Here is a 22841-nt window from a genome sequence, read left to right as displayed (position 1 = left end):
TGACTGTTAGTTTGTCAAAAATATTTTGACAAAGGAGTGCGCGCTTAATGGTCAGCCTGGATCGATTCGACACCTTCAAAGCCGTGGTCGAGGCCGGTTCGTTGACCGCGGCCGCTGATTTTCTCGGGCAGACGCGAGCAGTGGTGAGCTTCAACCTCAAGCGCCTGGAGGCCGAACTGGGTGTCACCCTGCTGACCCGCAGTACTCGGCAACTGGCACTGACCGATGCGGGTGAGCGCTTTTACCTGCGCTGCACGCGGATGCTGGAGGAGGCGCGCCTGGCGGTTGAGGAAGCCCGTTCGGAACACAGCCAACTCAAAGGCACGTTGCGCATCACCACCACCGTCGAATACGGATTAGCTGTGGTGGTGCCGGCGCTGGAAACTTTTCGCGGCCTGCACCCGGAATTGAACATCCAGTTATCCACATCCTCCAGCCACGCTGACCTGATCTCGGAACGGTTTGATGTGGCTATTCGATTGGGGCGGATGCTCGACTCCAATCATCGGGCGGTGCAGCTGTCGAGCTACGAGATTTTTGCCGTGGCCGCGCCGGCGTTTGCCGGGGTCGCCACGCTGGATGAGCTGGAGCAATTGCCCAAGCTGGGTCACGGGCGGCTGACGGAGTTGGCGGTGGTTGATCCGGCTGGCGTCGAGCACCTGTATCGCCCGGGGCCCGGCAAGGCTTCATTGGTTGCGGACAGCGCCGCCATTCTCCAGGCCTTTGCCGTGCGCGGGCATGGCGTGGCGATCCTGCCCCAGTGGCTGGTGCAGGAAGACCTGGATGCCGGGCGTTTGGTGCGTCTGCTGCCGGGTCATCGATTTGCGCCACAGGGGGTGTATGCGCTGTACCCGGATACTCGGCATTTGCCGCTGAAAGTGCGGGCCTTCATTGATTTCATGAAAGGCTGATCAGTCGAGAAACCGTGTGGCGGGGGGCTCTTACAGCTGGCCGCTCAGGCCAAATCGTTTTTTCAAGACAGTCTCCAGCAAACCCTTGGGCAGCAACGCCGCCATCAATGGCAATGCCCGGCAGCCATTACCCGAGCGCAACAGACGCGGCGGTGTTGTCTGTTGCACGGCCTTCAATACATCCGCGGCAAAAACGCGAGCGGGCGTAGGCCGATCCTGGGAGGCCTTGGCCCGGGCGCGGATGCTTTCGCGTAATGGCCACCAGGGCGACTTTTCATTGATCAACAGCTCGGCCTGGGTGCCGGCGTTTTTCGCAAAACTTGTATCGATGGCCCCCGGCTGCACTTCCATCACCCGCACGCCGAAGGGCGCGAGCTCCATGCGCAACGCATCACTCAAGGCATGCACCGCCGCTTTGGAGGCGCAGTACGCACCGGCAAACGGTGTGACCAACACGCCGGACACGCTGCCGATATTCACCACCAACCCTTTACGGCGACGCAGGGCAGGGAACAGCGCCTGGGTCACCCCAACCACGGAAAATACGTTGGTCTCGAATTGCTGCTGCATCGCCTGGGTGCCGCCGTCGAGCAACGGGCCCATGGCGCCGTAGCCAGCGTTGTTGATCAGTACGTCCAGCTCGCCGATCTGCCCCGCCAGTTGCGCCAGCGCGGCGCTGTCGTTGACGTCGAGTTGCACCGCGTTAAAGCCGGCGCTGCCGAGTGCCGCCACATCCTCGCTGCGCCGGGCGCTGGCCCACACGTCAAAACCGGCTTGCTTGAAGGCGTCCGCCAGGGCACGGCCGATACCACTGGAACAGCCGGTGATGAGCACATTGGGCATGGATCAGTCCTTCGTCGTTATTAGTCAGAGAAGCTGCCTTGCAGATGCTCGGCACGAAATTCCAGGGTTTGCGGGCGATAGCCGGGGCGCAGCGGCGGCACTGGCAGGCAGTCTTCCCAGGTAGCGCCAGCCTGCAACTCACCGGGGCCGCGATAGCGCGGGGCAGCGTACACGTTGTCCGCCAGGTTGACCGTATCGCCCGGCGCATAAGCGGCGATGCGCCAACGCAGTTCGGTCAGCGGTACGTTGTTGCCGTTGTTCAAGGTGAGCTTGAGCGGGCGGTCCGCCGGGCATTCTTTCGGGGCGTAGACGGTACGCAGTTCCAGACGCGCCAATTGCTGGGCCTCGCGGTTGTCCAGCCACACCACCCATACCGCCACCAGGCCCAGGCCGACGGCGGCCGCGAGGGAAACCGGCAACGCCTTGGCGGGGTAGCGCAGCAGGAGGACCAGCCAAGTAATGATCAGCAGAACACCGATGAACACGATAAAGCCCTCGCTTGCCATGAGCTTTCATCGTAGCTGAGCCCGGAGGCTAAGCCTATTCACTTGCCGAAATGCACTGCTATTTTCCCATCGGAACCCGCTGAGCCTCTTACACCACTGACTGATTTATCACTGGAGTGATATCTCTTTTACAAGGGTAACAATGGACTGGCCCCCTTAATCACAGGGTCCATTTAATGATTGTTAAACCTCATACCCACTATCAGCCTGATCTTCCCCCTTCCTCAGACTCAACCCGCCCTCAACCTTCAGAAAGGCCAGCGCCTCCACTCGGGGATCAGGCACCACTTTCTGGCCACGCCGTCACCGGTACCCCCGTTCTACCGGTCGTTCGGGGTATTCGTCCGGCCGTTGTCGCCGAGTATGTTTTTGGCAGACCCGCTTCTGCCCAACAAGGGTTTCTCACTCAGCACGATGCACTCAACATTAAAATCAACCGGTTGATCAGCCAGCAGCCCACCTACGAACAGTTTGTGCAGGAATATCAGGAGTACGTTGCCACGACGCCTGGCGCCGTGGGGGAAGTCGGGGATCTGTTTGCCAACGCTGTCACTCGGTTCTGGACGTCTGCCCGCCCCACCGAAACAGACCCGAGCCCGCCTCAAGACCAACTGATCAACCTGCACCGGCAAATGCTCTCCACCCAGGCGGCGCTGCGGGTGGAGGACGGCACCCTGAGCCTGGCGAGCAAAGCCCTGATCGACAAGGCGTTCCGCTATCCGACCCTCGCGGCCCGGGAAAACGCCTTCCCCAACGGTGCGCGGCCCGGTGTGTATCCGATCACGGTGGATGACAATACGCCGAACGGCGCGTGCTTGGCCGGGGCCTTCATGATCACCACCACCGATGGCTCCGGGCAAACGCAACCGCACTGGCCCAACGGCAACAAAAACTTGCCTGCCAGCCAGGACCATGGACCTGTGGTGCTCTACACCCCAGGTGAGGGCTTTGAAGAATTCGCGACCCCTGCACAATTGCAGGCGGCACTGATGCAACGAATTGACAAAGGAGGCGTTCCCGCAGAACTGCTGTCGCAGAGCTTGCCCTTGTCGGCGGAAAACCTGCGCAAACCGTTACGCGGGGAGGACCTGACGCTGAGTTTCGTCCCGACTTCAGGGGACGTGATTGCTGAAGCGATTCCTCGGCTTCTGGAGCGACAAAAAGCCGAACTGAATGCCCTGACGCACTCAGACACCAGCGACATGAACGGCCCACAAATCTCCCAGGCCATGAACAACGCCGCCAATTGGTCTTCTCAACTGGACGGCAGCAATGCAATGCTCGCCCGGGGAGAAAGGCTTGAAGAAAAACAGCAGCCACCGTGGCTGAAAAACCTGTCGCGCATGAGCGAGGGGCAATACAAAGACCTGGATGCACGCGAGCAGCAATCCCTCCAGACGCTGGTGCCGTTGCTGGAAGAGATCCCTTCACTGCAGGACTTTGCCAGTCAGCAATTAAAGGCTGCACTCAGGAAAAAATACCCTACGGTGAATCTCGACCCGGACAAGATCGTGGTGACCACCACCACGCAATCCAGAATTCATACCGGTCGGTCAGGTGCTTACGTCCCGCGCGATGTCGGCAGGCAGCACAGCTCATTGATTGACCTGGCCCTGAGAAACCCTACGGCATGGCCCGCAGCAGAAAGCCACCAGGATACTGAGGTGAAGTTCGCCGCGAAGCTGACCGATACTTCAGGCAAACCGGTAATCGGGGCAGATGGAAAACCCCTGGTGTTGGGAACCGAGGACCTCAAGGCGCTGGTGAATGAGCTCGATGTGGGCGGCAACTACATCGCGCTACTCAAGGAACGGATGGCACCGGACGCCCAGACGGGAAAGCCGGGAAAACTGCGCGCGGCGTGGAAAGCCAACCTGTCGGATGTCATGCAGAAACAGGCGTTTCTGGGGCAGTTGAACCCGCAGGCTTATCCACAAGGCTCCTCGGGACCTGAATGGGTCCGGGCCGTGCTCGATTTTCCGGACGCCTCCACGCGGCCCCAAGTGGATGGAAAGACCGTTGTCGCCAACACCGTCAGCCACTACGGTCAGGCGCTTCAGGGTGTGATCGCTATCGGCAACGGGCAGGACGGGCCGCTTGTGCTGTATAGCCCTGATGCGCCTGACGGGATCTCCTTTCGGGAAGTCGCCAATCAGGCGGCCCTCAGTGCGCTTTTCAAAGAACCGGGATGGCGAACCTACGCAATTAGCAAAACGTCGCCGCTCGATCCGGACGGTGTAGGGGCAATCATCGAGGGGAGCATGGTTGAAAACGTAGAGCGGCTGGGACGGATAAATGAGTTGGGCAGCAACGCCTACCTCACACCTATCCAGGGCAATTTCCAGGACACGCTGTACAAACAACTGACGGAAATATTGATCGATAAGGCGGACGTCGGATCTGTCAGCTCAGATGAAGTAGCCAAAGAATCGAGATACAACAAGAGCCTGTTCGGCATCGAGGTCGCCACGATGTTCATGGACTTGCTGCCCATTGTCGGAAAGGGCGTTTCGACCGCGGCCCGGCTGACCAAGGCGGGGCTGCGTGTCATCCGGGCACCGGGACAATCCATCGTCAACCTGCTCAACAAACCCAACCGCCTTGCCATGATCTACGCCCGGTATGGCGACGGCAGCGGCATGGCGGCAGGTAGCAAGGCCAGCCCAATTATGCGCCCGGTCCTGCAGCCACCGCCGATCAGTAGAGTCGTCGCGCCGTTGTTGAATCCAATGGCGGTACGCCAGGCATCGGCGGAGGAGGCCTCAGCCCGCGCATTGCCAGACATCAGTGCCCATTCCGTGGCTGACAGCCTGCTCAGTGGCCGCACGATGAGGGGCGACGGCACCTATCAAGTCGGCGAGCAGTTCTATGTGCGTTACACCGACGGTACCGGCGTCAGTAAACCCTATGAAATCAGCCCGGTGTACAAGGTCGAGGGGGGACCTGTACGGGTCATTGACGCGCAAACCAAAAAAACCGTGGCATTCCTGCAGCCGGCGGGCGAGGGCGAATGGCGATTGAATCGTATGCCGGGCGGGATCAAGTCAGGAACCCCAGGCTCAAAGAAGGCTAGCCAGCCCCAGGCACAAAAGGCGCTTGGTCGGCCAGGCAGCTCTGCCCCACTCGCTGCAACGAACAAGCCATTGGTCAATCATCCGGATTGGCGGTCGATAGTGGATTCGGGCCTGCACAACGGGCAACCCGTTTATATCCACTACACCAGCAAGGAAGGCGCCGAAGCGATCGCTCGGGGGCACAGCATTAATGATCTGATGCGTGGGGAAACGCGGGCGGGTTCAAAGGGCGGTGTGTACGTTAATCCCCCCGGCCAGCAACTTAATGGCGAAAACGTGGAAAACCTGTTGTTTCTAGGTAACGAACGTTATGTGGGCAGGGGCGATTATATGGTGGTATTCAGCAGCGACCAGGTTCCGCAGGACCTAGGTTCCATCACGTCGGGTAGCCAGTTCGTTGAGTTGAAGATGAACAAGGAAATCAAGCTGACTGAGTCGAACTTTCTGTATTTGGGGCCGAATCAGTTTCCCGACTATTTCAGTTGAGCGCGTTTGAAAGCGCTGGGGCAATGATCTAAAAAAGCCCCCGACCCACCGGTTGCGGATAGGGGACGCAGTCGGTGTGACGGGGGCTTCTTGTGCCGCTCTGTTTACTGCGCGATGGTTTTCACCGACACGCCACGCTCGATTGGCGTAGACCGACCGTAGATATCTTCAAAACGCTCGATATCGTCTTCACCCAGGTAGCTGCCGGACTGCACCTCAATGATCTCCAATGGGATCTTGCCCGGGTTGCGCAAGCGGTGCACCGAGGCAATCGGGATGTAGGTGGACTGGTTTTCGGTGAGCAGGAACACGTTCTCGTCACAGGTGACTTCGGCGGTGCCACTGACCACGATCCAGTGTTCGGCGCGGTGGTGGTGCATCTGCAACGACAGGCAGGCGCCCGGCTTGACCGAGATGTGCTTGACCTGGAAGCGGCCGCCCATGTCCACCGAGTCGTACGAGCCCCACGGACGGTACACCTCGCAGTGGTTCTGGGTTTCGCTGCGGCCCTGCTCATTGAGGGTGTTGACCATCTGCTTGACGCCCTGGACCTTGTCCTTGTGGGCAATCATCATCGCGTCCTTGGTTTCCACCACCACAATGTTTTCCAGGCCGATCACCGACACCAGCTTGCCGTTGCCGTGGATCATGCAGTTCTTGCTGTCCTGGATCACCACATCGCCCTTGCTGACGTTGCCGTTGGCGTCTTTTTCATTCACGTCCCACAGCGATGCCCAGCAACCCACGTCGCTCCAGCCGGCGGTCAATGGCACCACGCAGGCCAACTGGGTTTTTTCCATCACGGCGTAGTCGATGGAATTGTCCGGGCAGCAAGCGAAGGTGGACTCGTCGATGTCGATGGTGTCGGCGGTGTGGTTGCTGCGCTCCAGGGTCAGCACGCAGGTGTCGTAGATGTCCGGGTCGTGCTTTTTCAGCTCTTCCAGGAAGCGGCTGGCGCGGAACAGGAACATGCCGCTGTTCCAGAAATAACCACCGCTTTTGACGAATTCGGTGGCGCGTTTTTCATCAGGTTTTTCAACGAACTGTTGCACGCGGCTGACGCCTTCGGGCAGCAGCGAATCGTTGGTCGACTTGATGTAGCCGTAGCCGGTTTCCGGACGGGTGGCCGGCACGCCGAACAGCACCATTTCGCCACGCTCGGCTGCCACAGTGGCCAGGGCCAGGGCGCGTTGCAGGGCTTTCTGGTCGTCCAGCACGTGGTCGGCCGGCAGCACGAGCATCAACTCGTCACGGCCTTCGTTGACCAGCATCATCGCCGTCAGGGCCACAGCCGGCGCGGTGTTGCGGCCGAACGGTTCCATCAGGATGCGCTGGGTTTCCAGTTTGCGGGCAGCCAGTTGCTCGTTGACGATAAAGCGATGGTCCTTGTTGCAGACCACGATGGGTGCGTCCATGCCGTCGAACACCAGGCGCTCCAGGGTTTGCTGGAACAGGGTGTGCTCGCCGGTCAGGGCCAGGAACTGCTTGGGAAACTGTTTACGCGAAAGCGGCCAAAGACGTGAGCCGCTACCACCGGAAAGGATTACTGGGATCATGGTGTTTCTCCTTGAATCAAATTTGGTTAGAGCCTGTGGGAGCCGGGCTTGCCCGCGATGGCATCACCTCGGTGTACCTGATACACCGAGTTGTCCGCATCGCAGGCAAGCCAGCTCCCACAGGGGGCAGCGTCAATCTGAAAATCTAATCAGCGGGTCGACACAGGGCGCTTGACCCACACTGGCGACAGGTTGGCGCCGGTGCCGGTGACGTACAGCACTGCGGCTTCACCACGTTCCAGGGCGACCGGCTTCACGTCGCCGACTTTCTTGTCGCCCTCATACAGCGCCAGGCTGACCTTCACCGGGTTGATCTCGCGCTCGCCACGGCCCTTGGCGGCCACGGCCTGGACCACGTCGGTCTTGCCGTCGGCGGTTTTCAGGGTCAGCGACTTGTCACTGAGGTTCTGCACGCGCACCAGGGATTTCTGCTTGTTCTTGAACGGCGGTTCTTCGATCAGTTGCGGCTGGCCGCTGCCGCTGCTGACCAGGGTGTAGTAGTGGTCGGCGGCGAGCTTGACCGGCAGGGTCTGGCTGCCGACCTTGGCGCTGTAGTCACCGCCCGGCATGAAGCTGAAGTCACTGCTGGCCAACGGGGCAACCTCGTTGAGGTTGGTGCTGCCGACGGTGGCGCTGACCTCCTGGTTGCTGGCGTTGTACACCCGCACAAAGCTCGAGCCTTTTGGCGCGACGGGGCCGTAGAGGGCGGCGTCGCCACCGGCGAAGGCGGACATCGAAATCACGCTCATGCCTGCAACGAGGGCAAAGGTTTTTGCGAGACGACGCGGAGTAGTAGTGAAAGTCATGTGAGTTACCTCTCTTTCAGTTTTGCGCCCGGTTGGGCGTCTCGGAGTTCATGTTTTTAACGGCGGGAGTGTTGATAGCCATGTTCTGTTGGCGCATACCGGCTTGTTTGAGCTGCGCAACCCACTGCGGGTCGGCATCGCCGATTTCGTTGTCCACAGGCAGATAACGTTCGGGAAACTCCCAGATCAGCACCTGTGGCGGGCTGTTCTTGAAGTCATCGCTTTTCAGGTAGCTGAGCATCGGCAGGATCGGGCCGTGGCCGTCTTCGGAGTAGTTGATGACGTCGCTGCCCAGGGCTTGCTTCAGCGCGCCGACAAAGTTCCAGTTCGGGTTGGCGCTGTAGCTGGTGCCCACCAGGGCCACCGGGGTTTCGCTGTCGGCGAACAGGGCGTCGTCGCCTTTGGTTTCAGCCAGGTGAGTCACGCGTTTTTGCAGCGGCTCCTTGGGTGGCATCAGGTTTTCGAACAGCGGGTCCAGGGGCAGGAACAGGCGCAGGTCGCCCTTGTGTGGCTCGGTCTTCTCGGCTTCGGTGACAAAGCGTTGAGGCTCGCCGCTCAGGGGCGTTTTGTTGGCAATTGTCTTGGCCAATTCTTTGGCCGCCACTTCAGCGCCGTCCGGGGTCCAGTGGGTGTCGGTGCGCAGGAACACTTGCTGGCCGTGCAGCTTGGCCTGTTGCAGCGGGCCCATCAGGTCGGGAGCGACGATCTTGTCGGCGGCCATGCGGGCATGGAAGTCCTGGTACAGACCTGCGTGGATGCTCGCCGGCTGCACTTCACCCAGGTGTTCCGGGTACAGGCGCACCTTGGCCGGCACGATCGCCATCACCAGCTGGATGCCTTGGGCCTTGAGCTTCTGGCGCACGCCTTCCACCAGGGCGTAGTTGCCTTGCAGGTTCTGGTCTTCGTTGACGATGGGGTTGAATTCCTCGTCGCTGTAGAGCCAGTGATCGCGGCCGATCACCACGCCAGGGCGGCCTTCATTGAACAGCTTGTAGTCCAGGGCGGCCCAGAGGTTGGTGCCCAGGCGCTTGATCGGGAACTGGTCGTCGTAATGGGTCTCGACGGCCTTGGTCCAGCGACCGTTGAGCACGGTGGCGTCGGCGTTGGTGCTGAAGCCGAAGAAACTGCGCATCGACCAAGCGCCCAACGCCAGCAGCACGGCGAGGAACAAAGCGATGTAGAGGACGCGTAATGAACGGGTCATGGTCGGCTCCCTCAGAACTGGAAGTAAAGGAACGGCGAGAAGCTCTGCGCCGAAAGTTTGAGAATCGACGCCACGAACAGCAGCAGCACGGCGGCGCGCATGGCGTAGCGTGGCCAGGTGGCGCTCCAGTAGGCCGGTTGCACGGTGGCCTCGGTGCCCACGGTGTAACCGGGCTCGTGGATGCTGCCTGGGTTATCGCCCGGCACGGCCTTGATCAAGCCGGGTTGGGCAGTGGCCGGGCCATCGGCCTGGGTGTTGACCACAGGCTTGGTTTTTTCCGGTGGGCGGTTGGTGTAGAAGTCCCGCAGGCCGAAGAACGCCAGGGTTGCGTATGCCACCACCAGGGTTGCCACTTGCAGGCCGGTGAGGCTGGCGCGGTTGAGTTCCGAGAGTGACCACTCGCCGAAGCTGAACATCGCGCCGTACATGCGGCCGGCGACGTGCAGGTTTTCCGAGCGGAAGATCACCCAGCCCATCACCACCAGCAGGAAGGTGAAGGCCCAGCGCACGACGTTGAAACTGCGCGGTGCGGTGTTGAGGCCGATGGCTTTTTCAATCGCCAGCCACATGCCGTGCCAGGCACCCCACACGATGTAGGTGATGTTCGCACCGTGCCACAGGCCACCGAGCAGCATGGTCAGGAACAGGTTGCGGTAGGTGGTCAGCGTGCCTTTACGGTTGCCGCCCAGGGTGATGTAGAGGTAGTCACGCAGCCAGGTGGACAGGCTGATGTGCCAGCGCCGCCAGAACTCGGTGATCGACTGGCTGATGTACGGCTGCTTGAAGTTTTCCATGAAGCGGAAACCCATCATCAAGCCCAGGCCGATGGCCATGTCGCTGTAGCCGGAGAAGTCGAAGTACAGCTGCGCGGTGTACGCCAGCGCGCCGAGCCAGGCGTCACCCGTTGTAGGGTTTTGCAGGGCGAAACAATGGTCGGCGACCACCGCCAGGGTGTCGGCGATGAACACCTTTTTGATGAAACCCTGCATGAACCGCGTGCAGCCCTCGGAGAATTTATCGAGGGTGTGGGTGCGGTTGTTGAACTGGTCGGCCAGGTCGCGAAAGCGCAACACGGGGCCGGCAATCAGGTGCGGGAAGATCGCCACGAACGCCGCAAAGTCGATCAGGTTGCGAGTGGCCGGGGTATCGCCGCGGTACACGTCGATGATGTAGCTGATGGACTCGAAGATGTAGAACGAGATACCGATCGGCAACAGCACGTGGGTCAGGATGAAGGGTTCCAGGCCGGCCGACTTCATCATCAGGTTGATGCTGTCGACGCCGAAGTTGGCGTACTTGAAGTAGCCGAGGATGCACAGGTCGACCGCCACGCCCAACAGCAGCCAGCGCTGGGCCGGCTTGGTGCGCACGCCTGCCGCACCGACCTTGAGGCCGATCCAGTAGTTCCACAGCGTCACGGCGGCGAACAGCGCCAGGAAGTCCACTCGCCACCAGGCGTAGAACACATAACTGGCAACCAGCAGCAGCAGATTGCGATAGCGTTGCCCGCTCAAATAGTACAAGCCGAGGAAGATCGGCAAGAACAGAAACAGGAACACATTGGACGAGAAAACCATCCCGATCTCTCCATGTTTAACCAACAGTCAAGGGCCAACGGCCCCCCCAAACCCCCCACCGAAAACGGAGAGGGGCGGTATTACATTCCCACTGACGAAACCGGCTCAAAATGTGGGAGCGGGCTTGCTCGCGAATGCGGTGTGTCATTCAACACAGAGGGCGACTGATACACCGCCTTCGCGAGCAAGCCCGCTCCCACATTTGAAGTGCGTTTCGTCAGCTGCCTTTGTTGCCTTTCTCATGCGCCGGGTCGTAGACCTTGGTCAGGTCACCTCCGAGGCGGAATGTCTTGAACGGCTGCATCCCGTGCTTGCGCTCGATCACATCCGGCGCGCAGGTGTAGAGGGTGCAGAAGGGCTCAAGCCAGGCAAATTTCATGTCTTCCTTGAGGTCCTTCATGTCTTGTTCCTTGCCGTTCTTCTTCTCGAAGATCTCCGGGTCTTTCACCCCGGCCAGCACGTTGTCGCCCAGGCGTTTCAAGGCGCCGTTGTTTTCCTGGCGCAGGTCCACACCGTTGACCAGGGCAAAACTGGCAATCATCGCCAGCGGCGGCAGGGCGTAGTTGTGGTACGACAAAGCCCGTTGCTGACGCTTCAATTCGTTGGGCAGGAAGCCTTGGGCATCCACCTGATTGGCGCCGACCTTGTATTCCTTCACGGCCCAGTCAAACAGGTCGCGACGGTTGGTGGCGATGGAGGTCGCCATCACCGACCAGGCAGCCCAGTAGGAGTGGTTGTTGGTTTTATCCAGCGGCAGGTTGTCCCAGTCGCTCACCACCTGATCGGCCATTTTGCTGAACCAGGCTTCGATCAACTGCGACTCCTGCTGGTGGTTGGCCAGCGGGTGGGAGTCGGAGAACTTCAGGCGCACATAGGCCGACGCCATGCTGCCCAGTGCCCATTTGCGCATGGACTTGCCGGTGTGGTTGAAGTCCTTGGACATCAATGCATCGGCCTTGGCCCAGCTGGTTAGCCAGTTGAGTGTGCATTCCAGCTGCTCCGGACGACCGTCACGCATGAATTGCATCACGCGTTTACTGGTGTCTTTTTCCAGCTTGGTGATGTCGGCGGTGCTGTCGCGAAAGGCTTTTTCGGACTGCACATTCAGGGTCGAGCGAGCCTTGTCCGAACCTTCGTACTTGCTACGAAATTGCAGCGAGCCGGTGTACGGCGCCGGCATGGCGTCGCAGTCATTCTTGAAGTCGCCGGTCTTGAACGCCTCGATCGGCGCAAAATAGCCTTGCGGCGGACGCAGTGGCGCGGCGGCATTGACGGAGCCGGCGAAGATCGCCAGCCCCAGCAACGATGGAATCAATAACTTCTGCATAGGTAACCTCATTGCCCGGCCGAAGCGGTCTGTTGACCACTGGCGGGGAATACGTTGCGTGTGCAAATTTTCGCTTCGACTTTCTGCGCGGCCTGGCCCGCTTCAGGGCCCTGCACTTCCACGGCCAGCAGGTTTTGCGTGGCCCAGTCTTCATCGGTGCGCAGTTCAAAGGCGAAACGCCCGTCTGTATCGGATGTTTCGGGTTTTTCGATCTTGATGTCCTCGTGGCGCCCGTTCATGTACCAGAGGGTGGCTTGCAGGGTTTTCACCGACGGGTCGGCGAAGCGGATGTCGACCTGATGGCTGGCATTGCGCAGGTCTTTGTTCGAACTGTTAACCAGCAATTCGTTCTTGCCGGGTTTCAGCGTGGTGCTGGCGCTCATCTGTGCGGTCTTGCCTTCACAGCCGTTGTCCAGCAGCGACATCATCTGGCGGTAGATGGTCTCCTGGTCCAGGCGATACAGCGGCGAGAATTCCCAGATCAGAATCTTCGGCGGGGTCTTCTGGAATTCTTCGCTGCCCAGGTACTGGATCATCGAGCCTTCCAGGCCACCACCGGGGAAGGCGACGTTGAGGATGTCGGCACCGATTTCCTGTTCCAGGAAGCCGGCGAAGTTGTAGTTCTTGCCGCTGTGGCTGGTGCCCACGAGGGTGATCTGCGGGTTGCCGGAATCACCGAACAGGTCGCCGTCCGCCGCTTCGCCCTTGGGCTCGGTGGTGAACTGGTCCATGTACTGGATCGCGTAGCTGGTGCCACACAGTTGCCCGGCCATGTTGTGTAGGGTGCCGGTCTTGCCCATGCGCCCGGAGCGCTTGGTCTCGAATTCACGTTGCGGGATGCCGGCAAATTCAGGCATCGCCCGCACTTTGGCACCGACGATTTTGGCGGTGCGCTGGGCGCCGTATGGCGTCCAGTGTTGGTCACCGCGGAAGTAGAAATCGTGGGCCGGCAACTCGTCCGGCAGCTGCTCATTGGTCAACGGCGACAGGTCCGGCACGACGTAGCCCATCTTGGCGAAACGGCCGAGCATGGTCTTGTAGTTGCCCAGGGCCTTGTCGAAATCGAACTTGGCTTTCTCTTCAGGGTTGAGCTTGTTGCGGTTCACCAGGCCACGGGTTGGCTGGTAGACCACCACCAGTTCCACGCCCTTGCTCTTGAACGCATCGTGCAGCTGCTGCATGCGTTTGTAGCCGGCGGGGCTGGTGTCGAATTCGGTGCGCAGGTCTTCCTGAGTACGGAACAACCAGTCGCCTTGGGCTTGCACCAGGGTGGTGAAGTTCTGCTGGTAGCGCGTGGTGTAGTTCTTCGCATCGTGGGCGGCCGGGCACAGGCTGCAGCACGGTTCGGCGCTGAATGTCGGGGCCTTTACTTCGTCGGCGCGCACGCCCTGGCTGGCCGCGAGCAGGCCGAGGGTCAAACCCGAAAGGCTGAGCAGTTTGATCATGTGTGGGTGCATAAAGGTCATCCTCAGTCCTGCATTTCGGTCTGGCGTTCGACAGGGTCGATCAGCACGGCTTTCTTCTGGCGTACCAGCAAGTCGAGAATCTCTTCCTGGCGATCGCCGAGAACGCCCGAGAAGCTGATGCCACTGGATTTGGTCGGCGCAAGCATCGACACGCGGTACAGCTCGACGCTCAACGGCGAGTCGATGGACAGCGGCCCGCTGCCGTTGGCGGCCAGTTCACCGCCGACCACAATCAGCGAGACCTTGGTGTCGAACGGGTCGAGGGCGATGTCGCGGTCGGTATCGGTCAGATCCTTGATGTGGCCGTACACGCCGGTCAGCCCGTTGGCCATGGCCACGTTCTCGTACAGGCGAATGTTCACGCTGTTACGGATGCGGATGCCGTGGCGACGGTTGCTGATCACCTTGTTGCCCCACAGCAGGTTGTCGCCGCTCTCATAGAGGGTGATGCCGTCGGTGTGGTTGCGGTAGATCTCGTTGTCGGCGATCAGGTTGTTGACGCTGTTACGGTCGATCACCAGGCCCGAGAGCTTGTTGTCGAAGCTGCGGTTGTTGAAGATGAAGCTGTCGTTCACTTCCCGGGAAATGATGATCCCGTGCTTCTTCTTCGTGCCGTAGACGGTGTTGTCGGTGATGATCAAACCGTGTGAACGGTCGTGGGGGTCAATGCCGTAGACGATGTTGTCTTTGTAGGTATTGCCCTTGAGCACAAAGCCGGTGGTTTCGTAGCAGTAGAAGCCGTACCACATGTCCGAGAACTCGGAGTCGACGATCCAGCCCGTCGGCTCAGGGCGCTTGAGCACCTTGGCCATGTTCGGCGTGTACTGGGAAATACTCACGCCATACGACTTACTGTTGGCGTAGCCGAAGCTGGCCATCTTGCTGTTGGCGATGTAGGTCTCGGTGCCGCCCCAGGCCAGCAGGAACGGACGGAATTCCTTGGGCGACTGGAAGGTCGCCGGGCCGTTGGTCTTTTCCTTCCAACCGGTGATTTTGGTGTCGCGCACAAACAGTTGGCCATCGTTGATCAGGAACGAACCGGCTTCCTGGGAGAGGCGCAGCTCCTGGGTCTGCTTGTCGATTTCGAGGATGCCCTTACGGCCTACCACGATCGGCAACTTGGCCAGGAACACCCCCGGCGAGGTTTCGCTGAAGTACTGCTTGGGCACTTTGTTCAGCAGGTCCTTGAGGTTCATGTAGCCGTCGTCGACGAAGATCGCCTGGGGAATGCCGTGCTGGCGCACCACCCATTCGGCCATCTTGTTGTCACCGCCGATGAAGTCCTTCAGGGCGTCTTCCTGCATCATCCGGCGGATGCTGATTTTGCCGGGTTTACTGCGCACGATTTTTTTCGCGATATTCGCCGCGGTGTAGCCGGACACGTCCGGCAGCGCAGGCTTGGCTAACTCCAGCGGTTCGGTCGGCGGGCTGGAGATGGTGTAGGTCTTGGCCTGTTGCAGCTCTTTGGCGATGGTCGGCGCCTTGACCTGCTGCGCGACATCGGCGAAGGCCGAAGTGCTGGCCAGCAGCATGGCTGCGACCAGCAGGCTGACCGAGCCTTTGAGGGCTTGAGGGTTCATTGCGCAGGCTCCCATCAGAACTTCCAGATCACGTCGACAAAGGCGCGATGCATGTACGAGTCGACTTGGCTGCCGTAGGCGTCGCCCGGTTTGAACACGCCTGCACGGAAGCGCACCAGGGCCGACGGTTCGTCGATCGACTGGCTGAGCCCGGCCGGCAGCAGGCCTTTCTTGAAGTACTTGGTGACCACCAGGTCCATCTCCTGGCCCAGGTCTTTCTTGCCGTCTTCAAGCGGCAGGGACGTGCTGGACAGGATCGCGCCGGTCACGTCATCGGTGTTGTTCTGCACGGCATCGATGCCGTTGCTGCCCACCGGCTTGTTGCCGTCGACGCGCCAGAACTTGTGGTACACCAGGCTGGCGTCATAGTCCTCACGCAACTGCCACGAACCGAACAGGCTCATGGACTGCATGTTGTTCATCTCGCCGCGAAACGCTTCGCCGAAACGGTGGACGCGGGACTGGGTACCGGTCCAGTTCGAACGGTTGCTTTGCAGGCCGTTCTGCTCGTATTCGGCACTGGCGCGGGAGTAGGCGGCGCCTACTTGCCACTGCGGGTCGAGGCGCAGGCGCACACCCAAATCGGTGGCCCAGCCATTCACGTCATCGCTGCGCTTGGCATTGGCCGGGCGGGTGCCGTCGGCGTTCAAGGCGTTGACCGTGTCGCGGTCGCCCTGCATGCCGGTGACGCTCGCCCAATAGTTGACGGTGTTGGTGTTGCGCCAGTTGTAGGCGTCGCTGTTGGCTTCGATGCCGAGCCAGGTCAGGTCGCCGTTCTCTCGCTTGTCCAGCGAGTCGGTGGCCACGCCCGGTTCCGGGTAGTCCAGCTTGCCGTCGTCATGGGTGTGGTGAGCGCGCAGCCCGATCCACTGGCCTGGCGTCCATTGATAGGCGGCGTCGGCGTACAGGTGCTGACGGTCCTTGTCCTTGGGCGACAGTTCCTTGAGGTCGGTGCGGTATTCGCTGAAACGCTCGGCGACGCCGACATTGGCCTTGAGCAAGGTGGTGTCGAAGGTCCAGTTCAGCGCTTCGATATTGGTGTCGCGCCATTGGCCGTCGTCATTGCGCAGGCGTTGGCGACCGAGCTTGAGGATCTCGCCGGGGTAGGGCGTGAAGCCGCCGTAGGCGACCCAGAACTCGCGCATCGCCAGGTAGTTTTTCTTGCTCTTGCGGTCGTCATTGCTGGTCTGTTGGGTGGCGTCATCCGAGGACTGTTGCAGGGTGTCGGTCTCAATGATGTCGCTGGAGGTCACGGCCTGGCCCATGGCGTAGGCGCTCCAGTTGCCGCTTTCACCGTAGATCCATGGGCGCAGGTCAAGGCCGATGCCGTTGACGTCGCCGCCTTTCTGGGTGCCCAGGTCGCGGTCATCTTCGGACTGGCCGGTGACTTTGACTTCCAGGCCGAAGTTCTTGGCTTCAGTCAGCGCGGCCAGGGTCGGGCACGACCACAGCAGGGCGCAGGTCAGGCCGATGCCGGCCTTGACGAATGGGTTGAGCTTCATAGGGATTCCTCGCCGTCTTCTTCTTGCAGGGCGTGCAATTGCAGCGTGCTTTGGGCCAGGGTGCCGCGCACGGCCAGTTCCTGTTGCACCAGGCGTTGGCCTTCGGCGCGTTGTTCCGGGGTCAGCGGGGCTTCGAGCTGGGTCGCCAGGTCGTTGGCTTCCGGCGTGTCCTGGGCCTTGGCCAACTGGCTGAAGACATAGGCGTTAAGCGGGTCGGGCTTGGTGCCCTTGCCTTGGGAAAACAGTTGGGCGATCGCGAAGTCGGCGCTGTTCTGGCCGTTGCGCGCAGCCGTCAGCAAGTGGTCCAGGGCCTTTTGCGAATAGACCTTGCCCAGGTAGCCACGGCGGTAGATCTGGCCGAGGTAGTAATCGGCAGCCACTTCGCGGCCGACGGCTTTCTGGAAGTGTTCTTCGGCGGCCTTGGCGTCAGCCGGGACCCACTTGCCTTCGTAGTAGAGCTTGCCCAGCAACAGTTCGGCGCGGGGCTGGTCGGCGGCGCGGCCGTTGTCGAGGTACTTCATCATCTGGTCGACGTCGCCCAGCTCCGGGAAGTCGTAGAGCAGTTGCGCCAGGCTGACCCAGGAGGCCGGGTAGCCCGGGGCGATTTTTTCCAGCAGCGCCTGGGCGGTTTTTTCGTCGGTCTTGCCCAGGCTTGCATCACCCAGTACGCGAGCGACGCTGTCGACCCGCTGGGCGGTGACGGTGCCACGGCTGTAGCCGGCTTCCATTTGCTTAAGCAGCTCGGCCTGTTTTTCCGGCTCGGCTTTTTTCTGGTAGACCGTGGCCAACTCGACGTAGCAGATATCGGTGGTGTTCAGCGCGGCCTTGCAGATGCTTTCCACTTCATCCAGATGTTGGTCGTAGGTGTCCTGGGTGCGATACAGCAGCACCTGGGCCAGGCCGGCTTCCGGGTAGCCCGAGGCGCGCCATTTGCTGATTTGCTGCTGGGCGTTGATGTTCGGGAAACTGTGCGGGTATTGCAGGTACAGCATCGCCAGCGGGATCAGCGTGTTGCCTTCGCCATTGGCAAAGGCTTTTTTCAACAGGCCTTCGGCTTCATGGTGCTCGGCTTCAGTGGCGCCCGGCTTGGCCACCAGCAGGCGACCCAGGCGTGCCTGGGCACGGGGCGAGGTATCGGCGGCCGCGCGATAGGTCGCTTCGGCCTGCTTGATTTGCTCGGGGTCGCGGGTGCCGACCTGGATATCTGCCAGGCCCACCTGGGCCTCGCTGTAGCCCAGGTCTGCCAGTTGCTGGTAGTTCTGCTGCGCGGTGACCGTGTCGCCACGCTTGAGGGCTTCATTGGCCAGGCGTTGGTCGGGCAGGCCGGCGCAACCGGCGAGGCTCACGGCCAAGGCCAGGGCACAATACGCCAAGGCAGAGTGGGACCTGCTTTGGGTGGGAGCTGGCTTGCCTGCGATGCCGATGTTGGATTCACCACCGTCATCGCGGGCAAGCCCGGCTCCCACATTGGCCAGCGCTGTTTTTAGAATAGGGTTCACAGGCATGTCCTCGCTTACAGACCGTGAGCCATGGCTTTGTCGATCAGCCAGTTCAGGGATGGGCCGCGGTCGCTGGTCACTTCAACCGGGCGGCCGGCGTAGGTGCTGTCCAGCGGGGCATCGGGTTTGATCTGCACGCGGATGTCGGAAGACATTTCGGTGCTGTTGAGGCTGGTGCTGCTGACGATGGTGCCGGTACGCACCTGCTCTTCATCCGCCACCTGGAAGTTCACGCGGGTACCCGGGCGAACGTCGGCGAACTGACGATAGGAGAAGCGTGCATCAACGTTGGCCTGGCTGCCACGCGGCACCAGTTGGAAGATCACATCGCCCTTGCTGGCGTACTGACCGTCGGCGACCAGTTGCTGGGCCACGACGCAGTCGCACGGGGAGGTGAGGGTGCCGGTCATTTGTTTGCCGAACAGCTCTTCCACCTTGGCCGGTTGCAGTTGGTCTTCGTCCAGATGGCCCTTGAGCACATCGAGCATGCTGGTGCTGAAGGTTGCCAATGGCGCGCCTTTGGCGGCGACCGCATCGCCTTTGATCAGGCTCTGCACGGTGCCGTCGCGAGGCATGGTCACGTTCATGCCCGGGACGCTCACCAGGCCGGAAGTGGCGTGGCTGACGAAGTACATGCCGTATACCGATTTGACGACAAACCCGAAGGCAACCAACCCCACCACAAAGATCCCGAGGCTGAAGGTCACCGCACGCAGGCGGCCCGCCGCAGTCATGTTGCTGCCGCCGTCCTTGACCTTGCGCGCCTTGGTGAAGTTGTCCCGTTGCAGGGTCGCCAGCACGTCGCCCATGGTCACGATGTCGCCGGCCAGGTGCGAGGTGATCAGGTGGCGCAGGGTGGAGATGTCCTGTGCGTCGAGGTTCTGGAACTGGCAACCGGTGCGGCCGGTCTGGCGGTCGTAGGAGCGAATCTGCAGCTCGACGTCCATCGCCAGGCCCAGGTTATCGATCACGAACTGCAAGCGCCCCTTGTGCACATCGCCGACTTTCAGTGGCTGCTGCGGGGCGTTGAATGCCAGGCCGCCGGCGGACAGGTCGATGACCCGCACTTCCATCGGTGTTTGGTCGGCGCCGAAGAAGCGCAGCTTGGCCGGGATTTTGACCCGGGCGTGTTGGCGCTGGGCTTCGGATTCGTGGACAACGTTGGCGTTTACTTGGCTATTCATGGTGTTTAGTTCCTAGTTAATTCAGGCTTGGCAGGGTCAAACCATCATCAGCAACACGGCGACGAAAATGCTGCCGGCGGAGAAGGTCATGGTCCGAGACGACCAGGTGTTGAACCAACGTTGAAAGCTGGCCAAATCGCGGGTCAGTTTGGTGTCCTGGCGGGTCCAGGACTGTTGATCAAGGCGGAAGAACACGTAGATCTTCACCAGCGCGCCCATGATCTGGTTGTAATAGAGAATCACCGGGTAAGCCGGGCCGATCTTGTGGCCGGAGCACGACAGCAGCAGGGTCAGAATCAGGCGGGTGATGCCGATCCACAGCAGATAGGCGAGGATGAACGCGCCGCCGTATTTGAAGGTGGCGATGATTGCCACGGTCAACCCCAGCAGGGAGGTCCACATCGACACGCGCTGGTCGAACAGCACAATGCTGGTGAACAGGCCGAGGCGACGCATCCCCAGGCCCAAGGCACGTGAGTTCTGGCGCAGGTTGTTGCCGTACCAGCGGAACATCAGTTTGCGGCTGGCCTTGATAAAGCTCTTTTCCGGCGGGTGTTCCACGGTGTGGATCGCGGCATCCGGCACGTAGAAGGTGTCGTAGCCCAGGCGCATCAGGCTGAACCAGCTGGACTTGTCGTCACCGGTCAAAAACTTGAAGCGGCCCAGGCGCCAGTGTTGCAGCGAGTCGCTTTCCACGTCGGCGATAAAGCCGGGGTCGGTGACCACGTTGGCGCGGAACACCGACATGCGACCGGTCATGGTCAGCACGCGTTTGGACAGGGCCATGGAGCACATGTTGATGTGGCGCTGGGCGAAGCGCAGCTTGTGCCACTCGCTCATGATGTAGCCGCCGCGCACTTCGCAGAACTCGTTGGTGGTCAGGCCGCCGACATTGCCGAACAGCTGGAACCACGGCACGGTCTTGCGCACGACGCCCTCGGCGAGCACGGTATCGCCATCGATCACGGCCACTACGGCGCGGTCGTCCGGCAGGTGGCGGGAGATGGCGCGAAAACCGAAGGCCAGGCCGTCGCGCTTGCCGGTACCGGCGATACGCACGAAGTCCAGCTTGACGTGGTCGGGAGGGTTCATTCTGGCCCACAGGCTCTTGACCAGCAGCTCATCGGACATTTCCACCAGGGAGCAGACCACGGTGGTGGGGAAGCCACATTCGATGGCCTCGCGGATCACCGAGCTGTAGACCTGGGCAGTGGTCAGCGCGTCGATCCTGAAGCTGGTGACCATCAGGAATACGTGGGACGGGTCTGCCGCTTTGCCCAGCTTGCGCACTTTGCGCCGCAGGTGCGGGTAGACCACGTACAGGAACAGCATGCCGCGAAAGAAATGCGTAGCACCCATCGAGTAGCGCCAGATACCGACGGCGCCAATCAGGAAAATAAAATTCTTCGACTCTGAGTCGAACGTACTCGCCGGCAACAGCAGGGCGAGACCCATCAGCAGGCTCAGGAAAAACAGCCAGCCGGCGGATTGGAGGAGTACGTGTTTTAACTTGGACATAGGCGTCATCCGCAAGTGAAGGAGGCTTCAAGCGACAAGCGCCGGGGATCAGGACGCTTGTCGCTTGAAACTTGCCGTTGCTGTTACCAGCAAATGCCTTCGGTACGACCGCTCACGCTGGTGGCCTTGGACATGAAGCCCACCAGGTCGACCACTTGCTTACCGTGGGGTGCGTTATGCGCCAGGGCGCGGAACTTCTCATCGCGGTTGCCCAGGATGATCACGTCGGAGTTGTTGATCACTTCGTCGAAGTCCGAGTTGAGCAAGGACGACACGTGAGGGATCTTGCCTTCGATGTAGTCCTTGTTGGCGCCGTGCACGCGAGCGTATTCGACGTTGCTGTCGTAGATGCTCAGGTCGAAACCCTTGCCGATCAGCATCTCTGCCAGCTCCACCAGCGGGCTTTCGCGCAGGTCATCGGTGCCGGCCTTGAAGCTCAGGCCCAGCAGGGCGACTTTGCGTTTGTCGTGGCTGGAAACGATGTCGAAAGCGTTCTGCACCTGGGACTCGTTGCTGCGCATCAGCGAGTTGAGCAGCGGCGCATCCACGTCGAGGGAGCCGGCGCGGTACGTCAGGGCGCGCACGTCCTTGGGCAGGCAGGAACCGCCGAAGGCAAAGCCCGGGCGCATGTAGTACTGGGACAGGTTGAGGGTCTTGTCCTGGCAGACCACTTCCATCACTTCGCGACCGTCGACACCTACCGCCTTGGCGATGTTGCCGATCTCGTTGGCGAAGGTCACTTTGGTCGCATGCCAGACGTTGCAGGTGTACTTGATCATCTCGGCGACGGCGATGTCCTTGCGGATGATCGGGGCGTCGAGTTCTTCGTAGAGCGACTGCAGGACATCGCCGGAAGCGGTGTCGAATTCACCGATGACGGTCATCGGTGGCAGATCGTAGTCGGCGATGGCGGTGCTTTCACGCAGGAACTCAGGGTTGACCGCGACGCCGAAGTCGACGCCGGCTTTCTTGCCCGAGCAGTCTTCGAGAATCGGGATCACCACATTGGCGACGGTGCCTGGCAGCACGGTGCTGCGGACCACGATGGTGTGGCGGGTGGTTTTGTCACGCAGGACAAAACCGATCTCGCGGCACACCGATTCGATGTAGTTGAGTTCCAGGTCGCCGTTTTTCTTGCTCGGCGTGCCGACGCAAATCATCGACAGGTCGGTATCGCGGATTGCCTCGGCGAAATCGGTGGTGCCGCGCAGTCGGCCGGTTTGAATGCCTTGGCTCAACAGTTCGCCCAGACCCGGTTCAACGATGGGGGATTTACCCGCGTTGATCAGGTCGATCTTTTCCTTGGAGATGTCTACGCCAACGACCTCATGGCCCCGTGCAGACAGGCAACCGGCACATACCGCGCCGACGTAACCCAAACCAAATATGCTGATGCGCATCGCATTTACCTCATTGTTAATCGTGCCACTAGATGGCCGGAGTTCATGTTTTAAAGCGTCACTCAGGCGCTGGAAAGTGCGACGAATAAACGTCGGTATATCCAGTGCAGGCATACTAAAAGTCGAGTGACTAACTAATGCACTCAAGTTGTGCGCAACTTGGCCTTATTGTTGGGGCTTGCCCTGAAATGCAGCCAGCCTTCCTGGGGAAGGGGCTGGCGCCAGTGCCGCAAGGCGTTGACAGGGACTTTGAGCCCTTATATATCAACGGCTTGGGTTGTCTCACTGACCCATACAGGTGAGCTCAGCCTTGGCCTTGTCGGAGAAAGTAGTGAAACTTTTTCGTCCGCCTTCAACTAATCAGTTGATGATTTGACCATTGAGTCAAAGCTGTATGACAAC

At 60.6% G+C, this 22841-nt stretch carries 16 protein-coding genes; 2 read left to right on the top strand and 14 right to left on the bottom strand.

All coding sequences use genetic code 11. The features are described 5' to 3' along the window. Nucleotides 1-47: 47 nt before the first annotated feature. Nucleotides 48-911 carry a LysR family transcriptional regulator gene (locus JFU58_RS06460; RefSeq protein WP_063027250.1) on the top strand — a complete coding sequence of 288 codons (864 nt, stop codon included), beginning with the start codon at nt 48-50 and terminating at the stop codon, nt 909-911. A gap of 30 nt (nt 912-941) precedes the next feature. On the opposite strand, the gene JFU58_RS06455 is transcribed toward JFU58_RS06460, so the two are convergent. Then, entirely contained in the window at nt 942-1754 is an 813-nt protein-coding gene (locus tag JFU58_RS06455) for an SDR family oxidoreductase (RefSeq protein WP_201140096.1), read from the bottom strand. A gap of 20 nt (nt 1755-1774) precedes the next feature. Next, entirely contained in the window at nt 1775-2239 is a 465-nt protein-coding gene (locus JFU58_RS06450) for a hypothetical protein (RefSeq protein ID WP_063033898.1), read from the bottom strand. Nucleotides 2240-2436: 197 nt separating this feature from the next. Here JFU58_RS06450 and JFU58_RS06445 point away from each other — a divergent pair, with 197 nt between their 5' ends. Beyond that, nucleotides 2437-5820 carry a dermonecrotic toxin domain-containing protein gene (locus tag JFU58_RS06445; RefSeq protein WP_201140094.1) on the top strand — a complete coding sequence of 1128 codons (3384 nt, stop codon included), beginning with the start codon at nt 2437-2439 and terminating at the stop codon, nt 5818-5820. A 104-nt stretch (nt 5821-5924) separates the two neighbouring features. On the opposite strand, the gene JFU58_RS06440 is transcribed toward JFU58_RS06445, so the two are convergent. The 12 genes from JFU58_RS06440 to JFU58_RS06385 form a co-directional block, all read right to left on the bottom strand. Continuing rightward, a complete protein-coding gene (locus tag JFU58_RS06440) occupies nt 5925-7376 on the bottom strand; it encodes a mannose-1-phosphate guanylyltransferase/mannose-6-phosphate isomerase (RefSeq protein WP_063027256.1) in 1452 nt (483 codons plus the stop codon). Nucleotides 7377-7525: 149 nt separating this feature from the next. Further along, the gene (locus JFU58_RS06435) at nt 7526-8182 is read right to left on the bottom strand and encodes an alginate O-acetyltransferase AlgF (RefSeq protein ID WP_026077992.1); all 657 of its coding nucleotides are present in this window, start codon (nt 8180-8182) and stop codon (nt 7526-7528) included. A 16-nt stretch (nt 8183-8198) separates the two neighbouring features. Then, complete coding sequence (locus JFU58_RS06430) at nt 8199-9386, bottom strand: alginate O-acetyltransferase (protein ID WP_201140092.1); 1188 nt, start codon at nt 9384-9386, stop codon at nt 8199-8201. A gap of 11 nt (nt 9387-9397) precedes the next feature. Continuing rightward, complete coding sequence (locus JFU58_RS06425; RefSeq protein WP_063027259.1) at nt 9398-10963, bottom strand: MBOAT family O-acyltransferase; 1566 nt, start codon at nt 10961-10963, stop codon at nt 9398-9400. 217 nt (nt 10964-11180) lie between these two features. After that, entirely contained in the window at nt 11181-12290 is a 1110-nt protein-coding gene (locus JFU58_RS06420; protein WP_017477656.1) for a mannuronate-specific alginate lyase, read from the bottom strand. Between the two features lie 8 nt (nt 12291-12298). After that, the gene (locus tag JFU58_RS06415) at nt 12299-13747 is read right to left on the bottom strand and encodes an alginate O-acetyltransferase (protein WP_063033899.1); all 1449 of its coding nucleotides are present in this window, start codon (nt 13745-13747) and stop codon (nt 12299-12301) included. An 11-nt stretch (nt 13748-13758) separates the two neighbouring features. Further along, nucleotides 13759-15351, bottom strand: coding sequence for a mannuronan 5-epimerase AlgG (gene algG, locus JFU58_RS06410; protein WP_063027261.1), 1593 nt, complete (start codon nt 15349-15351; stop codon nt 13759-13761). Then, nucleotides 15351-16838 carry an alginate export family protein gene (locus JFU58_RS06405; protein ID WP_201140091.1) on the bottom strand — a complete coding sequence of 496 codons (1488 nt, stop codon included), beginning with the start codon at nt 16836-16838 and terminating at the stop codon, nt 15351-15353. The genes algG and JFU58_RS06405 overlap by 1 nt, the downstream gene beginning before the upstream one ends. Continuing rightward, the gene (gene algK, locus JFU58_RS06400; protein ID WP_242488223.1) at nt 16835-18343 is read right to left on the bottom strand and encodes an alginate biosynthesis TPR repeat lipoprotein AlgK; all 1509 of its coding nucleotides are present in this window, start codon (nt 18341-18343) and stop codon (nt 16835-16837) included. The genes JFU58_RS06405 and algK overlap by 4 nt, the downstream gene beginning before the upstream one ends. A gap of 8 nt (nt 18344-18351) precedes the next feature. After that, complete coding sequence (locus JFU58_RS06395; protein WP_063027263.1) at nt 18352-19521, bottom strand: alginate biosynthesis protein Alg44; 1170 nt, start codon at nt 19519-19521, stop codon at nt 18352-18354. A gap of 36 nt (nt 19522-19557) precedes the next feature. Continuing rightward, the gene (gene alg8, locus JFU58_RS06390; RefSeq protein WP_017477650.1) at nt 19558-21039 is read right to left on the bottom strand and encodes a mannuronan synthase; all 1482 of its coding nucleotides are present in this window, start codon (nt 21037-21039) and stop codon (nt 19558-19560) included. Nucleotides 21040-21122: 83 nt separating this feature from the next. Beyond that, on the bottom strand, nt 21123-22439 hold the full coding sequence (locus JFU58_RS06385; RefSeq protein WP_063027265.1) for a nucleotide sugar dehydrogenase: 1317 nt from the start codon (nt 22437-22439) through the stop codon (nt 21123-21125). Between the last annotated feature and the right edge of the window lie 402 nt (nt 22440-22841).

Source organism: Pseudomonas sp. TH34 (genome assembly GCF_016650865.1).
GTDB classification, from domain to species: domain Bacteria; phylum Pseudomonadota; class Gammaproteobacteria; order Pseudomonadales; family Pseudomonadaceae; genus Aquipseudomonas; species Aquipseudomonas yamanorum.
This window is presented reverse-complemented; position numbering and strand designations above follow the sequence as displayed.